Annotated in this window: 12 protein-coding genes, 2 pseudogenes and 1 other annotated feature; of the genes and pseudogenes, 4 read left to right on the top strand and 10 right to left on the bottom strand. The window is 39.9% G+C overall.

The features are described 5' to 3' along the window. Positions 1-233 precede the first annotated feature (233 nt). Positions 234-2,180, top strand: a complete 1,947-nt coding sequence (ggt, locus tag ACMFL8_RS06380; protein WP_413190419.1) for a gamma-glutamyltransferase — start codon at positions 234-236, stop codon at positions 2,178-2,180. Positions 2,181-2,190: 10 nt separating this feature from the next. Here ggt and ACMFL8_RS06375 read toward each other — a convergent pair whose 3' ends face one another. From ACMFL8_RS06375 to ACMFL8_RS06350, 6 genes and pseudogenes are all read right to left on the bottom strand, one after another. Further along, entirely contained in the window at positions 2,191-2,736 is a 546-nt protein-coding gene (locus ACMFL8_RS06375; protein WP_413190418.1) for a helix-turn-helix domain-containing protein, read from the bottom strand. Between the two features lie 381 nt (positions 2,737-3,117). Next, positions 3,118-3,573: pseudogene (locus ACMFL8_RS06370) on the bottom strand (DDE-type integrase/transposase/recombinase); the annotation flags it as partial. Positions 3,574-3,595: 22 nt separating this feature from the next. Further along, positions 3,596-4,564: an IS4 family transposase gene (locus ACMFL8_RS06365; protein ID WP_227523112.1), complete on the bottom strand. Its 969-nt coding sequence runs from the start codon at positions 4,562-4,564 to the stop codon at positions 3,596-3,598. Between the two features lie 262 nt (positions 4,565-4,826). Then, positions 4,827-5,153: a DUF779 domain-containing protein gene (locus ACMFL8_RS06360; RefSeq protein ID WP_060995664.1), complete on the bottom strand. Its 327-nt coding sequence runs from the start codon at positions 5,151-5,153 to the stop codon at positions 4,827-4,829. Positions 5,154-5,337: 184 nt separating this feature from the next. Then, entirely contained in the window at positions 5,338-6,366 is a 1,029-nt protein-coding gene (gene adhP, locus ACMFL8_RS06355) for an alcohol dehydrogenase AdhP (protein WP_413190417.1), read from the bottom strand. Positions 6,367-6,463: 97 nt separating this feature from the next. Continuing rightward, a complete protein-coding gene (locus tag ACMFL8_RS06350) occupies positions 6,464-7,990 on the bottom strand; it encodes an aldehyde dehydrogenase family protein (RefSeq protein ID WP_413190416.1) in 1,527 nt (508 codons plus the stop codon). Positions 7,991-8,497: 507 nt separating this feature from the next. Here ACMFL8_RS06350 and ACMFL8_RS06345 point away from each other — a divergent pair. Next, positions 8,498-9,067: a transposase gene (locus tag ACMFL8_RS06345; protein ID WP_413190415.1), complete on the top strand. Its 570-nt coding sequence runs from the start codon at positions 8,498-8,500 to the stop codon at positions 9,065-9,067. A gap of 323 nt (positions 9,068-9,390) precedes the next feature. Here ACMFL8_RS06345 and ACMFL8_RS06340 read toward each other — a convergent pair. The 4 genes and pseudogenes from ACMFL8_RS06340 to ACMFL8_RS06325 all read right to left on the bottom strand — a co-directional run. Next, positions 9,391-10,160 (bottom strand): annotated as a pseudogene (locus tag ACMFL8_RS06340) (IS3 family transposase); the annotation flags it as partial. Then, positions 9,769-9,885: a sequence feature (AL1L pseudoknot), on the bottom strand. Its footprint overlaps the pseudogene before it by 117 nt. A 169-nt stretch (positions 10,161-10,329) precedes the next feature. Next, positions 10,330-13,092 carry a TrlF family AAA-like ATPase gene (locus ACMFL8_RS06335; protein ID WP_413190414.1) on the bottom strand — a complete coding sequence of 921 codons (2,763 nt, stop codon included), beginning with the start codon at positions 13,090-13,092 and terminating at the stop codon, positions 10,330-10,332. A gap of 73 nt (positions 13,093-13,165) precedes the next feature. Next, complete coding sequence (locus ACMFL8_RS06330) at positions 13,166-16,120, bottom strand: type III restriction-modification system endonuclease (RefSeq protein ID WP_413190413.1); 2,955 nt, start codon at positions 16,118-16,120, stop codon at positions 13,166-13,168. Between the two features lie 47 nt (positions 16,121-16,167). After that, entirely contained in the window at positions 16,168-18,198 is a 2,031-nt protein-coding gene (locus ACMFL8_RS06325; RefSeq protein WP_413190412.1) for a site-specific DNA-methyltransferase, read from the bottom strand. Between the two features lie 202 nt (positions 18,199-18,400). On the opposite strand from ACMFL8_RS06325, the gene ACMFL8_RS06320 reads away from it, so the two are divergent. Both ACMFL8_RS06320 and ACMFL8_RS06315 read left to right on the top strand, forming a co-directional pair. Next, positions 18,401-18,703 (top strand): hypothetical protein, encoded by a 303-nt coding sequence (locus ACMFL8_RS06320; protein WP_413190411.1) that lies wholly within the window; start codon positions 18,401-18,403, stop codon positions 18,701-18,703. Further along, positions 18,693-19,622: a TIR domain-containing protein gene (locus tag ACMFL8_RS06315; RefSeq protein ID WP_413190410.1), complete on the top strand. Its 930-nt coding sequence runs from the start codon at positions 18,693-18,695 to the stop codon at positions 19,620-19,622. Before ACMFL8_RS06320 ends, ACMFL8_RS06315 begins: the two co-directional genes overlap by 11 nt. The last annotated feature ends 42 nt before the right edge of the window (positions 19,623-19,664 follow it).

Raw genomic sequence — 19,664 nt, 5'->3', positions numbered from 1 at the left:
AATAATGAATAAATTCTAGCACTATTATTTATATCACAATGCGTTACAATTTAGTAAGATTAGAACGTATTTCTTAAAAATTTTCAGCATTTTTGATAAGACTGTTTGTCTAGAAAACGTAGCGCTAATTATTATGTCAATCAGGACACGCCCTAACACTCCAGCCTCTTCATTTTTACAGTCTTATTTTTACAGACCAAACGTGTCATCACTTGCTCAAAAAGGAATTTACAATGCAACATCCAATATCAAAAGATAAAATTAACGCTTCTCAAAATAACTTTAAAAAAAGAGCAAAAATCAAAACCGCTATTCTATTAATCAGCAGTACGTTTTTAGTATCGCTATCTGCTCATGCGGCTGAGCCAACCACCAATCAATCAACTACCATCAACCCAACATCGATTAATACCAGCGCCATCAATCTCGCTATTATGGCTGATAATCCTACGGTAGTATCTGAGACGCAGCGCGTGACGAGAGCCAAAACCAACACGCTTACCTCCACGATTAACAACGCCAATGCCGATCAAGCCATTTATTCTGAAGATGCGATTCATCATCCGGTTTGGGCAAAGAACGGTATGGTCGCCACCCAAGAAGCGCTCGCCTCTGATATTGGACTCAAGATTTTAAAAGACGGTGGTAATGCCGTTGATGCTGGGGTCGCGGTTGGCTTTGCTTTAGCAGTGACTTTGCCGCGCGCTGGGAATATCGGCGGTGGTGGTTTTATGATGATTTATGACGCCAAGCAAGGCAAAACAGTGGCTCTCGATTACCGTGAAAAAGCGCCGAGTAGCGCCTCGCGTGATATGTATCTTGATGAAGATGGTAATGCAGTCAGCGACTTGTCTCGTTATCATGGTTTAGCCATCGGTGTGCCAGGGACGGTCGCAGGATTGCTTAAAGCGTTAGAAGATCACGGCACCATGAGTCGCGGGCAAGTGATGGCACCTGCGATTGCACTGGCTGAGGACGGTATAGAAGTCACGGCTGGCTTGTCCGAGTCACTCACCGCCTTGAGCGATCGTTTACAAAAATGGCCAAGCACCAAAAAGATATTCTTTAAACCTGACGGTAGCGCCTATCAACCCGGTGAGCGTTTAAAACAGCCTGAATTGGCAAAATCACTTAAGCTGATTGCCGCAAAAGGTGCAGATGGATTTTATAAAGGGGAAACCGCAAGTAAGTTGGTCAAAGCGGTCAATGAGGCTGGCGGTAGCATGAGCTTACAAGATTTGGCTAACTATGAAGCCATCGCTCGCGAGCCGGTCAAAGGCGACTATCGTGGTTATGAGATTGTCTCGATGCCGCCACCGTCTTCTGGTGGTATCCATATCGTGCAGATTTTAAATATCTTAGAGGGTTATCCGTTAAAAGACTATGGTCAAAACAGCGCGCAAACCATTCACCTAATGGCCGAAGCCATGCAGTTGGCTTATGCGGATCGCGCAGAGTATTTAGGTGATTCTGACTTTATCGATGTGCCTGCCAGCGGCTTAACCTCAGAGGCTTATGCGGATAAACTACGCACCTTAATCAATCCAGACAAAGCCACACCAGCGTCTACCATCAAAGCCAACAACCCACTACCCTACGAGAGCGATCAAACCACGCATTTCTCTATCGTGGATAAAGACGGCAATGCGATAGCCAATACTTATACGCTTAACTTCTCTTATGGCACAGGTCTCGTCGCTGAAGGCACAGGCATTTTACTCAACAATGAAATGGATGATTTCTCTGCCAAGCCCGGTGTGCCGAATGGTTATGGCTTATTAGGCGGTGAAGCAAATGCCGTTGAAGCCAATAAGCGCCCGCTATCTTCGATGAGCCCAACGCTGGTCTTTAAAGACAATAAACCTTATATCGTCACGGGTAGCCCCGGTGGTAGTCGCATCATCACCACCGTTACCCAAATCATCTCGAACGTCATTGATCATGATATGAACATTGCTGAAGCCACTCATGCACCACGTATTCATGATCAATGGTTGCCTGATGAAATTCGAGTGGAAAAGGCACTGAATGTTGATACAGTTAAAAAGCTTGAATCAATGGGTCATACGGTCAGTCCAAAAGCAGCCATGGGTTCGACTCAGTCGATTATGATTACGCCAAATGGTGTCTACGGCTCGTCTGATCCGCGTATCGTCGATGCGGCAGTGGTTGGATACTGATTTGATTTTTTTATGATAAATGCGTTTGGCGAAATTGGCTGGGCGACAAACCCGTGAATTGTTTGAACTGACGGCTAAAAGCACTGTGATCGCTGTAGCCGCAGTTCAACGATATCTGAGTCACTGACACCTCATGACTAGCCAATAACTTCACCGCATACTCCAAGCGCAGCTTTTGCACAAACTGTAATGGCGACATATTCAGTACGGCCTTAAAGGTACGCTCTAGCTGCGACACGCTTAAATTAGCCAAGTCGGCCAATTGTGCGATATTTATTTTTTGATCAAGATGCGCTCGTACAAACTGAGCGACTTCAGCCAAGCGCGCGTGTTTACGTAAAACGCGCTCATTATCTTCATCAATGTCGACTGAAATCCCAACCATGGCGACCACTTGTTGGCTCTTATTATAGATAGGTAGTTTATTGGTAATACACCATCCTAACTGACCAGACGCATAACTGTGCAGCTCTAAGTTATCAACGATAGACTTCCCCTCTCGCAATACCTTCATATCTTGCAAAATATAATCTCTACTCTGTCGATGAGAAAACACCTCTTCTGTGGTAATGTCAGCGAGTAATAAAGTATCATCCTAAAAGGATCGTAAACTATTGATTTTATTATACGACATTTTATACAGAAAATAATAAAGTGTCATCCTAGCAAAGTGCTTTTAATAAAACTTCTTCTTTTTGGAGTAATAAAGTATCATCCTAGAAAAATTTTAAAATTAGAGTCATTAACTTTAGAATACTTTAAGTTAGTTTTAAATCATTGATTGTGATTGAGTATCTAGTACTTTGCGCACTTCCTAGGGTTGAATAACCCATTTGTTCAAGAACCTGCTTCGGTGTGTAAGGGCTAAATAGCTCACTGAGAGTATAGTGAAAACCACAATCTTCTATCCCAAATACATAATCAAAAAATACTTGAGTCAGGCAGCGATGCCTGACAGGGTTAAATTATCATAATACCGCTTTTCAAAATCAAAAGGTGACACATAACCAATCGTACTATGCAGTCGTGTTTTATTGAACCAATCTACCCACTCAAGGGTTGCTAGTTCAACATCGTTCACACCAGTCCAGTTTTGCTTTAAATAATGAATCACCTCAGACTTATAAAGCCCATTGACCGTTTCAGCCAATGCATTGTCGTATGAATCGCCTGTTGTACCAACAGAATCAATCACGCCGCAGTCTGTCATTTTATCCGTGTAGCGAATGGATAAATACTGAACCCCTCGATCACTGTGATGAATGACATCTTTGGGATAGTTTCTATCTGCTATTGCTTGGTTTAATGCCGCCATCACCATATCGGTATTCATCCGATTCGATACTTTCCAGTCCACAATAGCGCGAGCAAACACATCAATAATAAAAGCGGTATCTCTGCACACGACAAAAAAATCATCCCCACCCGATTTTCATAGGTTTAGGGGTTAAAAAGCTAACTAACTGTCGAAATACAGTCTTATCATTGTTAAAGAACACCAAGTGAAGGCCCTCAATCAACACATCCAGGCCAAGCGCAAACAAACTGGCTTGAGGTCGAGCGTTTGACTTTAACTTGCGCTTTAACGGCTTATCTTTGTCTTTATAAATACCGACATGATAAGCCCAACAAAATGCTAAGGCGTTCACTGCGACTAATTTACTGACCCGATCAAGATGGGTTAAGTGGGTATCTTCAAGATTAAAGCCACGGCCCTTTAGACAAGCAAATAAAGTCTCAATCTCCCAACGCTTAGCATAGCTTGTCATCGCATCCACTGTTTCTAGTTGATTGGTGGCCACAATCACTAAACCATAGTCTTTATCACGCTTGGCAAATACTCGAACCAAACAACCATCGACAGTCAGTATTCGTCCATGTCGATATGTTTCTTGATGGCTAACATGGCGTAATAACTCTTTAATCTGTACCAACTTGCCATGATGATTCTTAACTTTACTGTTCTTCTTAATCCGTATGGCAAAGGGTATGTGATTATTGGTGAGCCAGTTAAACCATTTTTCGCCAACAAACTCTCTGTCTGCTACTATCATCTCAAGGTTATCTTTGCCAAATTGTTTGATAAACCGCTCAATAAGTTCACAGCGTTCAAGATGGTTTGTATTACCTCGCTTATCTAGCATTTGCCAGTATAAGGGGATGGCTATCCCTTTATATACCACCCCTAGCATAAAGATGTTGAGGTTACTTTTACCCCATTTCCAGTTGGTGCGGTCAATGGTTAAGGTGAGTTTGCCTAGCCCAAATAGTCGATATATCATTAAAGCCAGTTGATCGTAGTCTATCCTCGCTTCGGCAAAAAATCGCTGTAGTCTGCGATAGTGACTGTCGGTCTTGCCACCCTTAGGAAGGTGTCTTGCTATTTTTTTTAAGATTACTGCTTTGAGCAGTAATCAGGGCTATTATCATTAGGCTCAAACATGTGATTCTTGCCTTGTTCATACTCAGGTTTTGGGTTAAAGTTTCACTAAGTCTGTTAAAGTTTGGCATGGTCTGATTCGTCTTAAAAATTACTATTATGCCTTTGCTTTAACAGACTTTTTTGTTTTTTTGTCGTGTGCAGAGCAATAAGACATAAAATGCGCTGATATGAGACTGATAGCTTCTTGTGAATAAAGTAGTAGTTTACACCGCACATACTTCTGAACGGACGATAAAGCGCTTACCTTCAGGTATCTCAAGCGAAAAACTGGCCCCGCGTCCATCGACCACATCGATGGTTAAATCCGTATGTTGCCAAAGTTTATGCTGCGCTTTACCCATATAAAAGGGACAGCCAGCGAGCTCACCGATGAGCACGTCTTGGCCGCCCACTTTAAACTCGCCCAATGGATAACACATCGGTGAGCTACCATCGCAGCAGCCGCCAGATTGATGGAACATCAGGTCACCGTGTTTGGACTTTAATAGCTCAATTAACGCAACGCAGGCTTCTGTCGCTTCAAGTTTCATAACGTGCTCCTTATTTTTAAACTTTTACCCAAACTAATCGGTAAAATATAAAAGGCCGCATCATCATCACTCACATCATTAATAGCATGTGGCTGAAAACGATACGACCTGTTATTTGTGACCAAACGTCGTAATTATCGAGATAATTTCTAAAAAATAAAAATGTCTCAAATAATTGACATGTCTACATAGAGTAATCAATGACGATGCGACCCTCAATCTTACCATCACGCATACGATCAAAAATGTCATTGATGTTTTCAAGTGGCTCAGCGGCAACAGTCGCTTTTACTTGACCTGCCGCTGCCATATCTAGCGACTCTTGTAGGTCCAGGCGTGTACCAACGATTGAGCCACGAATGGTAATACCATTTAGTACCGTATCAAAGATAGAGACAGGGAAGTCGCCTGTTGGCAGACCATTACAGACTAAAGTACCACCGCGGCGCAGCATGGTCAGCGCTTGATCAAAGGCCTTAGAGGAGACGGCTGTCACTAGCACACCATGAGCACCGCCGATCTCTTCTTGCAGATACTCACCAGGATCGGTGTTTTTGGCATTGACGGTGACTTTTGCCCCCAGTTTTTTGGCAAAATCGAGCTTTTCATCGTCAATATCGACGGCAGCAACGTTCAGTCCCATGGCAATGGCGTACTGTACCGCCATGTGACCAAGTCCACCGATACCTGAAATGACGACCCAATCACCTGGTTTGGTGTCTGTCATTTTCAGACCTTTATATACCGTCACACCCGCACATAGAACTGGTGCAATCTCAACAGAGTCAACGCTCTCAGGAATAATGCCAACATAGTCAGCATCTGCCAATACGTATTCTGCAAAGCTACCATTCACTGAGTAGCCAGAGTTCTTTTGACTTAGGCACAGGGTTTCCCAGCCACCTAGACAGTGCGTACAGTGACCACAGGCAGAGTAGAGCCAAGGCACACCGACACGGTCGCCTTCTTTAATATGCTTAACACCTTCACCCACAGCAGTGATCAGGCCGACACCTTCATGACCAGGGATAAACGGGGGGCTTGGTTTGACTGGCCAATCGCCTTCGACAGCGTGCAGGTCGGTATGACAGACACCTGATGCCTGCATTTTTACTACAATTTGACCAGGACCTGGGGTAGGGATATCAACTTCTTCAATCTGCAGAGGTTGGTTGAACTCATGCAGAACCGCAGCTTTCATTTTATTAGCCATGTTACTTTCTCCTTATCGTGGATGGTGAGTTGATAGATGTCATATCTACCAACTCATTATTTTATGGTGGCTGCCATAAAGTGCGTGACAGACAGGCTTAAAAGAAGCCCATCTTTTTGGGACTATAAGAAACCAGCATGTTTTTGGTTTGCTGATAATGATCAAGCATCATTAGGTGGTTTTCGCGGCCGATACCCGATTGCTTGTAGCCACCAAATGCAGAATGCGAAGGATAGATGTGGTAGCAGTTGGTCCACACGCGACCTGCTTGGATGCCACGTCCGAAGCGATAGGCTTTGTGTACACTGCGTGTCCAGACTCCAGCACCAAGACCATATAAGGTATCATTGGCAATGCTCATGGCCTCTTCGTCGTCTTTAAATTTCGTGACGGCAAGTACTGGTCCAAAGATTTCTTCTTGGAACACGCGCATATCATTGGTGCCTTCAAAGATGGTCGGTTTCACATAATAACCGTCGCCAAGCTCGCCATCGTGTTTGGCTTGCTCGCCGCCAACCAAGACTTTTGCGCCTTCTTTTTTACCGATATCCAGATAAGATAAGATTTTTTCTAACTGGTCTGAGCTGGCTTGGGCACCAATCATGGTGTCAGTGTCTAGTGGATTGCCCATTTTGATGGCTTCAACACGCTCGACACAGCGTTTGATAAATTCATCATAAATACTCTCATGTACCAGCGCACGCGACGGACAGGTACAAATCTCACCTTGGTTTAAGGCAAACATGACCAAACCTTCAACGGCTTTATCCAAGAAATCATCGTCTTCGTCCATGACATCAGCAAAGAAGATATTTGGACTCTTACCACCCAGCTCTAGGGTAACTGGAATGATGTTTTCACTGGCGTACTGCATGATTAGGCGACCAGTAGTCGTCTCACCAGTAAAGGCAACTTTATTGATACGTGGATTGGAGGCAAGCGGCTTACCAGCTTCAACTCCGAAACCGTTGACCACGTTGAGGACACCTTTTGGTAAGATATCAGCAATCCCGATCGTCTCTAGCATAAATAGGATAGAGGCAGGCGTTTGCTCTGCAGGCTTGAGTACTATACAGTTACCAGCAGCAAGCGCAGGGGCTAGCTTCCATACTGCCATGAGGATCGGAAAGTTCCATGGGATAATTTGGCCGACGACACCAAGTGGCTCATGGAAGTGATAAGCAACCGTGTCATCATCAATTTGACTGATGCCGCCTTCTTGTGCACGAATGGCACTGGCAAAATAGCGAAAGTGATCGACAGCTAATGGAATGTCTGCTGCTAGGGTTTCACGTACAGGCTTGCCGTTTTCATACGTTTCGGCAATGGCGATGGCTTCTAAATTGGCTTCCATCTTATCTGCAATTTTGAGCAGTAGATTGGCACGTTCAGCGACACTGGTTTTGCCCCAAGCGTCTTTGGCAGCATGAGCAGCGTCTAAGGCTTTTTCAATATCCGCTTCTTTTGAACGGGCGACTTGGCAGATGACTTTACCGTCAATGGGGCTGGTGTTGTCAAAGTATTCTCCATCGGCTGGTGCGACCCACTCACCATTGATAAAGTTGTCATATTTTTCGCGGAATTGGACGGGGCTGTTTTCTGTATTGGGATAGGCGTGTAGCATTAACGACTCCTTGTTGTATTAATTTATAAAGCAAATAAACGTTCAAGCCTTTGATATATGATCTTTTGAGGTCATATCTATAAAGTCACTTGCACGGTTTTGCTGGATCTTCCTGATCAGGTTGACAGTCTATCCTACTGAACTTTTATACATATAGATAGGTACTTTTAGTAAAGCAAATCAGGTTGTTTCATAAATTTAGGCTCTGCACACGACAAAAAAACAAAAAAGTCTGTTAAAGCAAAGGCATAATAGTAATTTTTAAGACGAATCAGACCATGCCAAACTTTAACAGACTTAGTGAAACTTTAACCCAAAACCTGAGTATGAACAAGGCAAGAATCACATGTTTGAGCCTAATGATAATAGCCCTGATTACTGCTCAAAGCAGTAATCTTAAAAAAAATAGCAAGACACCTTCCTAAGGGTGGCAAGACCGACAGTCACTATCGCAGACTACAGCGATTTTTTGCCGAAGCGAGGATAGACTACGATCAACTGGCTTTAATGATATATCGACTATTTGGGCTAGGCAAACTCACCTTAACCATTGACCGCACCAACTGGAAATGGGGTAAAAGTAACCTCAACATCTTTATGCTAGGGGTGGTATATAAAGGGATAGCCATCCCCTTATACTGGCAAATGCTAGATAAGCGAGGTAATACAAACCATCTTGAACGCTGTGAACTTATTGAGCGGTTTATCAAACAATTTGGCAAAGATAACCTTGAGATGATAGTAGCAGACAGAGAGTTTGTTGGCGAAAAATGGTTTAACTGGCTCACCAATAATCACATACCCTTTGCCATACGGATTAAGAAGAACAGTAAAGTTAAGAATCATCATGGCAAGTTGGTACAGATTAAAGAGTTATTACGCCATGTTAGCCATCAAGAAACATATCGACATGGACGAATACTGACTGTCGATGGTTGTTTGGTTCGAGTATTTGCCAAGCGTGATAAAGACTATGGTTTAGTGATTGTGGCCACCAATCAACTAGAAACAGTGGATGCGATGACAAGCTATGCTAAGCTAAGCGTTGGGAGATTGAGACTTTATTTGCTTGTCTAAAGGGCCGTGGCTTTAATCTTGAAGATACCCACTTAACCCATCTTGATCGGGTCAGTAAATTAGTCGCAGTGAACGCCTTAGCATTTTGTTGGGCTTATCATGTCGGTATTTATAAAGACAAAGATAAGCCGTTAAAGCGCAAGTTAAAGTCAAACGCTCGACCTCAAGCCAGTTTGTTTGCGCTTGGCCTGGATGTGTTGATTGAGGGCCTTCACTTGGTGTTCTTTAACAATGATAAGACTGTATTTCGACAGTTAGTTAGCTTTTTAACCCCTAAACCTATGAAAATCGGGTGGGGATGATTTTTTTGTCGTGTGCAGAGAAGCGGTATATACCCAACCGCTCAATGTCTTGATATAAGTAAAGTCTGCCACCCAGAGCTGGTTAGGGCGCTGAGCGCTAAAGTTACGATTAACCAAGTCATCAGCACGCTTTTGATCATCACAGCTGTGAGTTGTTATTTTACCCTTACCGCGCCAGATATCTTGTAGGCCGTGCTGACTCATTAAACGCTCGACGGTACACCAAGCAACCTTTAACCCGTCAGCTTTCATCTGCTGCCATACTTTACGCGCACCGTAACGGCATTTGCTGTCCTGCCAGATACGTTTGATTTCGCTGATGTAAAAGTCGTCATGCTGACTGCGTAGTGAACGCTTGTGTGGGTTGTCGCTTAAGTCTTGAGCACGATAATAAGTTGACGGGGCAATCGGTAGGACTCTACAGATCCGCTCGACCCTATACTTAGTTTTGTTATCATCAATAAAACTGATCTTTACTTGGGTGGACGGTCGAGCTCCGCCTGGGCGAAAAAAGCCGCAGCCTTACGTATAATTTCGTTGGCTTGCTTAAGCTCTCTATTTTCGCGCTCGAGATCCTTAATACGCTGCTCTTGACTTTGAGCTTGCACATTTGCAGGAATGGTTTGATTGATGTGTTTTTTATGTCACGATCTCAGGGTTTCAGGTGTGCAGCCAATCTTAGGGGCAATGGCTTGAATCGCTGACCAGATGGAGGGATAGTCGTTTGCTGCTTCGATCAGCATACGGACGGCGCGTTCTTTAATCTCAGGAGTGTAGTTTCGTGTTTTCATTGTCGTATTCTCTCAGAATGTTGAGTCTCCGACAATCCCGGGGCGGTTCATGACGCACTAGAGGTGGATATAAAGGATTTAATTTGACATCATATTCTCAGAAGAACTAGGCTAGTTATCGATACATAATCAGATAGCAAACCTAGTGTTTCATAACCCTCTCAATAAATCAAAAATTATATTTTTTTTCTCTTAATTTGAAGGCAATATCCCCCCCTTCAAGAATTTCACAAATATGCTCTTTTATGGTTTTAGATTCTAAAATCGAATCCTCAAATTTTGATTTAACGCTTGATTCAATACTTCCAGACTTATATTCGAATTTTTTATTACTTTTATTAGGTGTTTTAGATCCATGCTGATTAGCAACTATAATTTGCTCGCTATCAGCATTAACAACCACATTTGCATTATGCGTTACTAAGATAATTTGTCTTTGGGATTTTTTATCTTTAATATACTTTACTAACTCTGTATAAATCGCTCTATTATCTAAATCGTCTTCGGGTTGATCTATTATTATCGGACACTTTCTTTCGCTACAATCTAGACTCAGCTTTAAAACTACAAAAGCTTTTTTGCCTTGAGACATCTCAGTATAACTATCACCTTCGTATAGAACATCATAGCTAAGCTTAAACCAAGTCGTAGTTAAAAACTCCGAATAAAAATTTTCTTCTGTAAACCCTGATTTCAGCTTAATTAATCTACTATTTAGTGCCTCACTAATTTCATCAAAGCCCGATAGTAAACCTTCCACATCAAAAAATTGTGAGTTTGCAATATTTTGTGCCTTTTCTGGTTGCTGATTAATATACTTAACTATAAATTCACTAAATTTATCACTCTGAAATTTTGGTGTAGGTGATATTTCTAAGCTATTATCCTCAAGCACTTCAATCTCTTTAGTTAGAAGCAGAGGCTCTTTATTGATTAACTTCCAGTTAGCACGAGCATTAGTTAAAATTATACTAGATTCATTGCTAATTCCACTAATTTCGCCTTCTAGTTGTAGAATATTTTCAAGCTTTTGATTTTCGAAAGATTTCTGAATTATTAACGGTTTTATGGACTCAGTAGCTTTTAGGTATTGCTCTATTTGGTTAAACTTGCTATCTGCATTTATTAAAGAAATTTTCTTAACATAATAATCATTCTGAGTGTCCAGAGCTAGTTTAGCTCCTTGCTTTAACTCTTCCACTTGATTCTCAGCAAACGTCTCAATATTGGTAAGCTTTTCTTCTATAGTGTCTTTTATATACTGATAAAAAGGATTATCTAAAAATGGATTGCTAATTTCTAATACAACTTTTGCGCAGAGGTTATCCATGTCCTCTATAGTACTTTCGAGAGTGGTAAGATGACGTTCTAGTTCTTTTAAAGTGTCTTGTTTACTGCTATGTTTCTCAAGCTCTTCCTGAGTATAGCTTCCAACACTATACCTGTTTATTAATTGATCTAATCTATCAATCTGCTGTAAAACATCAGTTTTATTACCAATATTATTGGATTGTTCAAGCTTTTGATTAATAAGCTCTTGATTGCTAAAATAGTTCGAAAGCTGACTAGAATTCTGTTGTCTTAATCCTGCAATTTTTTTGTCACTATCTTCATAGGTTTTAGGATTTAATTGGAATAATATATCTTTAACTATACTTTCAATACCTTCTTCGTGTGTTTTATAGAACATATGACCTTGATAAAAATAGTCTATTGACCTTGTATCGTCTTCATTGCCATCTTGCCAAAATATTCTTATGTGATCTGAAATTTCTTTAATATGGTTTTCTGGTTCACCATTTTCCAAAGCATTAGGGGCAACCTTGTTAGCGATACACTTTACTAGTGTAGATTTGCCAGAAGAACGGCCGCCAATAATAGTATTAAGGTTTGGGTTCAAATAAAGAACTTTAGTAGCTATATTTTCATGACTAATTTTAATTCTATCAATCACTTCATAATCTGTTTTAGGTTCTGGTCTATTTAAACCTATATATACACGAGTTTCAGGTTCATGTAATATTTGTTTCAGACCTTCAAAAGATGGTTCAGACTTAATCCAACAATATCGCTGTTTGTCAGGTTCAAACAATTTGTCAAAATTATGTGCATCACTACCATGAATACAAGGTTTAAATGAGCCAAGTTTTTTTAAAAACTCATCTTTGTCTTCACTTTCCTTACCAAGGAAAAAATCTATATCTTTAGGGTTTGATGAAAAGATAACATCAGATAGTTTATAGATTGATTCTCGAAGCTTACTCAAAGTAGCATTTTCTGACTGTTGAAAAAACCTTTCATGACCTTGATATGATGAATTACCATCCTTATTGGAATTAGCGACCGTAATAATACAACTATCTTTAAAGGTTGGCATTTCTTTAAACGCATTTATTATGTCAGATGGGTTTAATATAAAATTACTAACTCCTTTTTTAAGTGCTACTCCATCATCCAATAGATAATTATTATCTACATCTTTTCCCAAGCGTATTAGATCATTCCTATCAAGGCTATAAGTCTTGGTATCAGAGTATGTAAATTTTAATAGTCTGGCAAACTGTGACTCGTAAATTGCGCAATGGTCTGGATCTAATAGGAGATGTAGATTAATCAGCCCTCCCTTATCGGTGCTAGGTGTTATTCTTAATTCAATATTCGGTATTAAGAAAATCTTGTCGATTCTATCTTTTTCTATATCACTAAAGCTCTGATTGGTATGTACTTCTTTCTGAAACTGCTTAACTTTTTTATAATTTTCAACATTAAAATAATCAGTAATTCCTATCACTTTAATTTCTTTCTCTAGGGCCTTTTTAAACAGTTCGACACAAAAATCCTCAAAAGTTATATCACCAAATTGATCGTTTTTGGCAGTTCCTTTTGTATGAACATGTAAATCCCAACGACCCCATTCTGAACCTCGATACATGTTAACGTCCTTATTACCCAATGAAATGTTACGGTTATTATTTAGTTTGCTCTCATTATTGACGCATCTTCCTCTATTTAGCCCAATCCAACGCCTTCTTAATAATATCCTTTACCAAATCATCTTGAAACTGGGTACTAAAGCTCACGCTAAGCCCATCTGCCTCCATTTGATTAAACAACCGCTCAGCATGTTTAATCTTGCGGTTTTCCTCTGCTCTTAGACTATCAGATGAACTGGTATCTTTAGTTTCAATGATTAAATTGAGCGTTTGGCCTTTATCAGTTTCAACCACATAAGCGAAGTCAGGTGAGTAAGTACCACCTCCTGATATTGGTATTCTAATGGAGTTTCTAGGAATTTTACTGAATACTGTAACCTGTGTAACTTGGTCTTTAATGTTCTGCATCTCTAAAGGTGAGTCATAAAACACATCCTCAAAAAGATAAGCATCATCGGGCTTACCATTATCATAATGAACACCTAGCTGACCTGATTTTAACTCATCTAAAGGTACGCCCTTAGAGTCTGTATAGCTAGTAGGATGAACCTGATTAGATATGATGTTATAGCCTATCTCAAATTTTTGCATAGCATTTTGGAACAGATACAGCTTTATCCCATCAGCAAACTTACGGATAGTTTGGATGTTCAAGTAGTCATTAATATCAAGACCCTGTTCACCTTCGTCTTTTAGATGTTTGAGAGTAACAAACGCTTTATGCAAGGTTGGCAGTTTTATATATGTTTTTTCAGATAACTGACGTAAGAAACTACCATAACTCATGGTGCTTATTTTTGCAAAGTCTTCTTCATCGTCATATACACTCTGATAACCAGCTTGGTTATTGTGGATATGAAGCTTCGATACTTTCGTTACGAGCCCAGTCTTACTAAAGTTATTAGCGGTAATTTCTTGCTTGAGATAGTCCATAAGTAGCTTTTCATAAAAATTACCTTCATCTTCAAACTGATATTCTAAAATAGCGCGCTGGTTAATCAGCTCCCATAACTCTTTAAGCTCTTCATACTTACCAAGTCTAACTTTGGTTTTAGCTTTTGTATCTTCTTTAGACTTATTCTCAATCTTGCCCTTTTTAAGTGCTTGACCGAAGGCATCAGGATAGAGGTCTTTAAGGGCTTGATAACCACCTTCTAAGAATTTCTCGTCATCATCAATTAAGTTTTGGTCATAAAGTTGATTACTGAGCTCTCTTTTACTCACTTCATAATGATTTTTGATTTGCTCAACTAACTCATTATTCAGTTCTTCTGGCACTACTTCTGAAGCAGAGGTATCATTGATTTCTTGAGTTAGCTCCTCTACAAAATCCTTTTCCGTAAAGTCGACATAATAGTTTAAACGGAAGTCATCGGTCTTCTCTCTTGCCATATGCTCATTGACAGGCAATCGCAAGCCTCGACCAACTTCTTGTAGTTTAGAGGTCGTACTACCACTGGATCGAAGCTTACAGATTTGAAACACGTTTGGATTATCCCATCCCTCACGCAACGTCCATTTAGAAAAGATAAAGCGCCTTGGATTATCTAGTGACAATAAACTTTCTTTATCATGCAAAATTTCGTTAATCTCAGCTTCGATTTTTTCGTCATTACCTGTGTTGTCTTTTGAGAAGTAGCCACCATGGGTCAGACTGATATCTTTAATAGTCCGCTGTAAATACTGCTTATAGAATGGATCTGTTTCTTTAGCAAGATAGGACTTAGCTATTGCTAGTACCCAAGTCTCAAATTGTGTTTTTAAACTGCCAGCAAGCTCATTACCGTCTCTATACCCCTCGATATCATCAATAAAGAACAGCGTTAACGGTTTGATGCGCGGACTGCGAGTAAGCAGCTCTCGCTCCAGTTTAAAGTGCTCTTTGATAGCCTTTTGAATCATACTGTCTTGAAGAGACTCAAGATAAGAGTATGGGTTGATACTCTCGCCTTTTTTAAGCTCAATACCGTTACTAAGAACCAAAGTAGTTTTATTCAATTTTTCGATATTTAAGCTATGTATCGCCGAGTGAATACTCGAAAGTGAATCATTATTCCCAAGTATATAGGGGGTCTTAGTACCATTCTCGCTAAGTTCAAACTCGGCTTCTTTGCCGTCTAATGACTTTAAGGTGAGCTTGGCATTGTCATTGCCTGATAAACTTTCAACATAGGCGGTGACCCCTTTGACTAGGTCTTGGTTAAAGGCATCAACAGCAGTTAGATGGTAAATGAGGTTTTTATACTCATCGTTGAAAGTTGCACCATAGCGTAGCGTGAACTGTGCTTTTAAGTTCGATATACTTTTCCAAGTTTTACCAGTTTGTGGAAACTTATGCGGCTCGTCTATGATAACGACAGGATTGACCCCTGCTAGCGCATCGATGGCGCGATCATATTTCTCTCCAAGCAGTGCGCGATCAAATCTTTCTTCTTGAATAGTGGGTGAGTTAATCATGCCTTGGTTGATCACCAAGACGTGAATTTTACTCTTATCACCGTGACTGGCATTGACAAACTGAGTCACAGACTCTGGCATATACGATCTTTTGCCTTTCTTACTTTTTTTGCTCTCAACCACATAAGTGACGATTTGCTTATCATGATATTCACCTTGAAAATCATGGCGAAAGTGCTCACGTAAAGCGTCACTTTTTAAGAAGTTTACTGTACCAGCTTTGATAGAAAGAGTGGGCACGACGACGATAAACTTGAACAGTCCATAGATTTTGTTAAGCTCATACATGGTTTTGGTATAGGTATAGGTTTTACCTGTCCCTGTCTCCATTGAGATATCAAACACAAGATCATCACTGCACTTTTCTGTGCCAAATATACCGTTCTCTTGTTGAGTTTGCTTGATATCACTAGCTAGTACGCTAGAGTTAAAGCTAATCTTAGGATTGATATACTGGCTGATGATATAGTCGCTTGAAGGATGGAACTCTACGTTCAAAAACGACTTTATTAACGCAGTAATCGCCTTTTCTTGGTGAGGTAGATTTGGTTCAAAGTTAAAGCCTGCCATAGTCACTCTCGTATATGAAGTTAAAAAAGAAAATAGCTATCAAAAATTTAGTATCTAACAATAATATTGATCGTGATCTTCTTTTTGTTTTGATAGCTTTTGATGGCTTCGTTTAACTCCATTTGCATGGCGGTATCGAAGTTGTAGCCATTGACTATGATTCTATCTGGCGCAAAACTTTTATCCTCATCTAACTTATCTAACAAGCACTTCAAATTTTGAGTGCCAAAGTCAGAGGCGATTAGATATAGGTTCTTATTAATCAGCTTGGCGTTATAGCCCTGCAAGTCTACACTTATAATGTCTGCAGTTAGCTCATTGTTATCGTAAAGCATCCATGTCGTCAGCAGTGCTTGATACTGCTCGTCACTTAATACCATATCGTCAAACAGGCTTTCATTACTCACTTGCAATTCGTCATCTACGCTAGGACGGAAGTCATTAGTGGTCTCATAAATCTTGAAACCTAAATCACCTTGGTGTTTTTCGTTCTCGCTAGCAATTTTTTCGGCTGCTTTTATGATGCGGGCTTTAGTGATATCGAAAATAGTGCTGTAGCCTGCTTCTAGTGCAGTTGAATCAGGCTTACATGGTTCATCTATTTGAACAGCAATAAATTGCCTTTTACCATTATCATCAGTATTTAGTTCTTGGATTGCTTGTAGGGATGAACCTGATCCTGCAAAAAAATCCACAGCTATGAAATCATTGCCTTGAATAAGACCAAAAATATACTTGAGGAAATTAACATTTTTTGGATTGCTGAACATATCAGTTTTGCCAAGTACATCTGCTAACTGCGTAGTTCCATCATTAGTCGAAAACTCTAAAATACTTCGAGTATTACTATCTTTAGTAGTTTTAATATAAAACTTTCCTTCTCGAGATTTAACATCATTCTTACTGACAAATGTCCTTTTTCTGACTGTGTAACCATTTTTAGTTTCTTTAATCAAAATATTATCTTTTTCGGAATTAAACTTAGTAATATCCCAAGTCCATACTCCTAATTTACCTCTAACTTTTGGAGGTCTAATTTTAATATAACCTTTTGAAATCAAGTCAAGATTATCTGAGTATATCTCGTCCTCATCATTAGAGATTAAAGCTAGTTCAATATCATAGTCAGATACCCCCAGAAAATCACCTGATTGCGGGTTGTAATAGACTGTGTAACCTAAATTTTTACGTTTATTTAATGTCCCACCTTCGCCTCTTGTCGTAATAGGATCATTGAGGAGGTAAAACTCGTTCTCTTCTTGATATACTTCTTTCTCTACAATTTCTTGATCAACAAGAGATAAATCATTAACTGATGACTTTCTATAACATATTAGGTAATCGTGATTCTTTTGAATATTCAAAGTGTCACTTTTAGAATTCAATTTATTATGAATTATTGTACCTAGGTGATTAGACTCACCAAAGACTTCGTCACAAACCAACTTCAACTGATTGACTTCATTATCATCAATTGAAATGAAAATCACTCCTTCTTCGTGTAATAACTCACGTGCAATATACAGTCTTGGGTACATAAAAGTTAACCAAGCACTATGGCTATTCGAACCTTTAGCATTAAAGCTAAGAACACGCTCCGCTTCTATCTTATCAATATCTGCAAGACGACTTAAATCATTAATTGAGAATTTAAAGCTGTCCTGATATGCAAAACCATCTGACCCTGTATTGTAAGGAGGGTCAATGTATATCATCTTGATTTTTTCACGGTAGCCATTGACCAAATGCTTTAATACTTCAAGGTTATCGCCTTTAATCAGTATATTACCGCTATCACTGTTTTCAGCCCTCTCGTTATGCGTTGTATCAGGTTTTAGTAGCTTTTGAGGCGGTAAGTTGGTTAACAGCCTAGCATAGGCTTTACCAAGCCAATTTAGGCTATATGATTCCTTGACCATATCTACTTCGTTGGCTTTTACGACTTCCATCATCTTTTCAGGCTGAAAGTGACCATCCTTGTCAAAACATTGAGGAAAATGCTTCTTTAAAATAGCAATTTGTTTGCTATTTGCCGTTTCAGTTTCATCAAAGAGGGTTTCGGTAGACAGGTTGGTCATGATACTTCCTAAGGTGTAAGGTAAAAGGAGCACTTATAAAACTGCTTTGGCATTATGACAAAGTCATTCTATCCAAACAATGAGCCAAATATTTCAAACGACACATATTGTCGCATATGCTCGGCTAATGTGAATTGTTAATCAGCTAACCTGCTATTATAACTTTATAAAAACCGATAGTCATGAAATAGGAGTAGATAAGATGCTTGAGATAAAAGGGCTGGATCAATTGAACAAGACATTAAGTGAGTTGGGCAAAGTGACCGATGAGCTTGAAGGTGAACTAGGAAGCATACAGTTCGATGCTGAAAGTGCTGAAAGCATTGAGTTAGCTATCGTTGAAATGGAAAACATGGTTGATAAAAAGTTCGAAAATTACGCTTCAAACCCCGTGGCTATTGACATGGCTGACGGCATCAAGGCAGCCTATAGACAAATGATTATAGATAAAGCAAGTGAAGCAAGAATACAGGCTGATAGCGAGGAGAATAAAAATGGCCGTTGATCTATTCAAAAAAATCGATAATACCGTGTTAGATCTCCAAGCATCACAGAACCAAACTTATGAAGGCTTACTTGAAAAGCTAGCTCAGCTATTGCGCCATGATGACTTGCAACCTTTTAATGAAGCACTTACTCAAAATATTGATTTAGAACAATTTCTAGAGGCAAGCTATGCCACTCAGCAAGGGATGTTTGGCACTAGCAAGCTACAGTGGACTGGTAATGATAAAAAAGACCTGGGGCTAAAGTATGCATTAGTTCAAAAACTAGGTGATGATACAAGTTATGCGTCAAATTTTGCATACGAGTTTTTTAGTAGCCGCGATAATAAAATAATCTCTTGTATTCATAATTTAGTTAGAGGATTAATCATTCCATTTGTGCGCGACTACAAAGAATATGTTGCTTCAAATAGCAAAATAGAGCCTGAGCTTAAGACATATGATGCTAACGCTGTAGCTCAATCTAATAGAAAAGTATTTGTCGTTCATGGGCATGACGATCATGCAAAAGAAATGATGGCGCGTTTTCTAGAAAAAAATGACTTTGAAGCTATTGTTCTTCATGAACAGGCAAGTGGTAATAAAACGATTATTGAAAAAATTGAGCATTATGCAGATGTAGGGTTTGCAATTATATTACTGACTCCAGATGATATGGGTAAATCGAAAAATGCAGATAATTACCAACCTCGAGCACGTCAAAATGTGATTCTAGAGTTAGGTTATTTTATGGGGAAGCTCGGACGGCATAAAGTATGTGCATTCAAATCAGGTGACTTAGACATTCCGACAGATTTTAGCGGTGTTATTTGGAACCAGTTAGATAATGCTGGTGCTTGGAAGCAGGTACTATCAAAAGAGCTGAGTGAAGCAGGTTATGATCTAGATAGTAACAAGCTTTTAAAGTCCTTAGGGTAAGTCTCTCATCTCGGAAATAAGCTGTCTAGAACCACTCCCAGG

Origin of the sequence: Psychrobacter sp. AT9 (assembly GCF_047272965.1) — a bacterium.
GTDB classification, from domain to species: domain Bacteria; phylum Pseudomonadota; class Gammaproteobacteria; order Pseudomonadales; family Moraxellaceae; genus Psychrobacter; species Psychrobacter glaciei.
The sequence above is the reverse complement of the archived record's forward strand: the minus strand, read 5'-3'. Positions and strand labels throughout refer to the sequence as shown.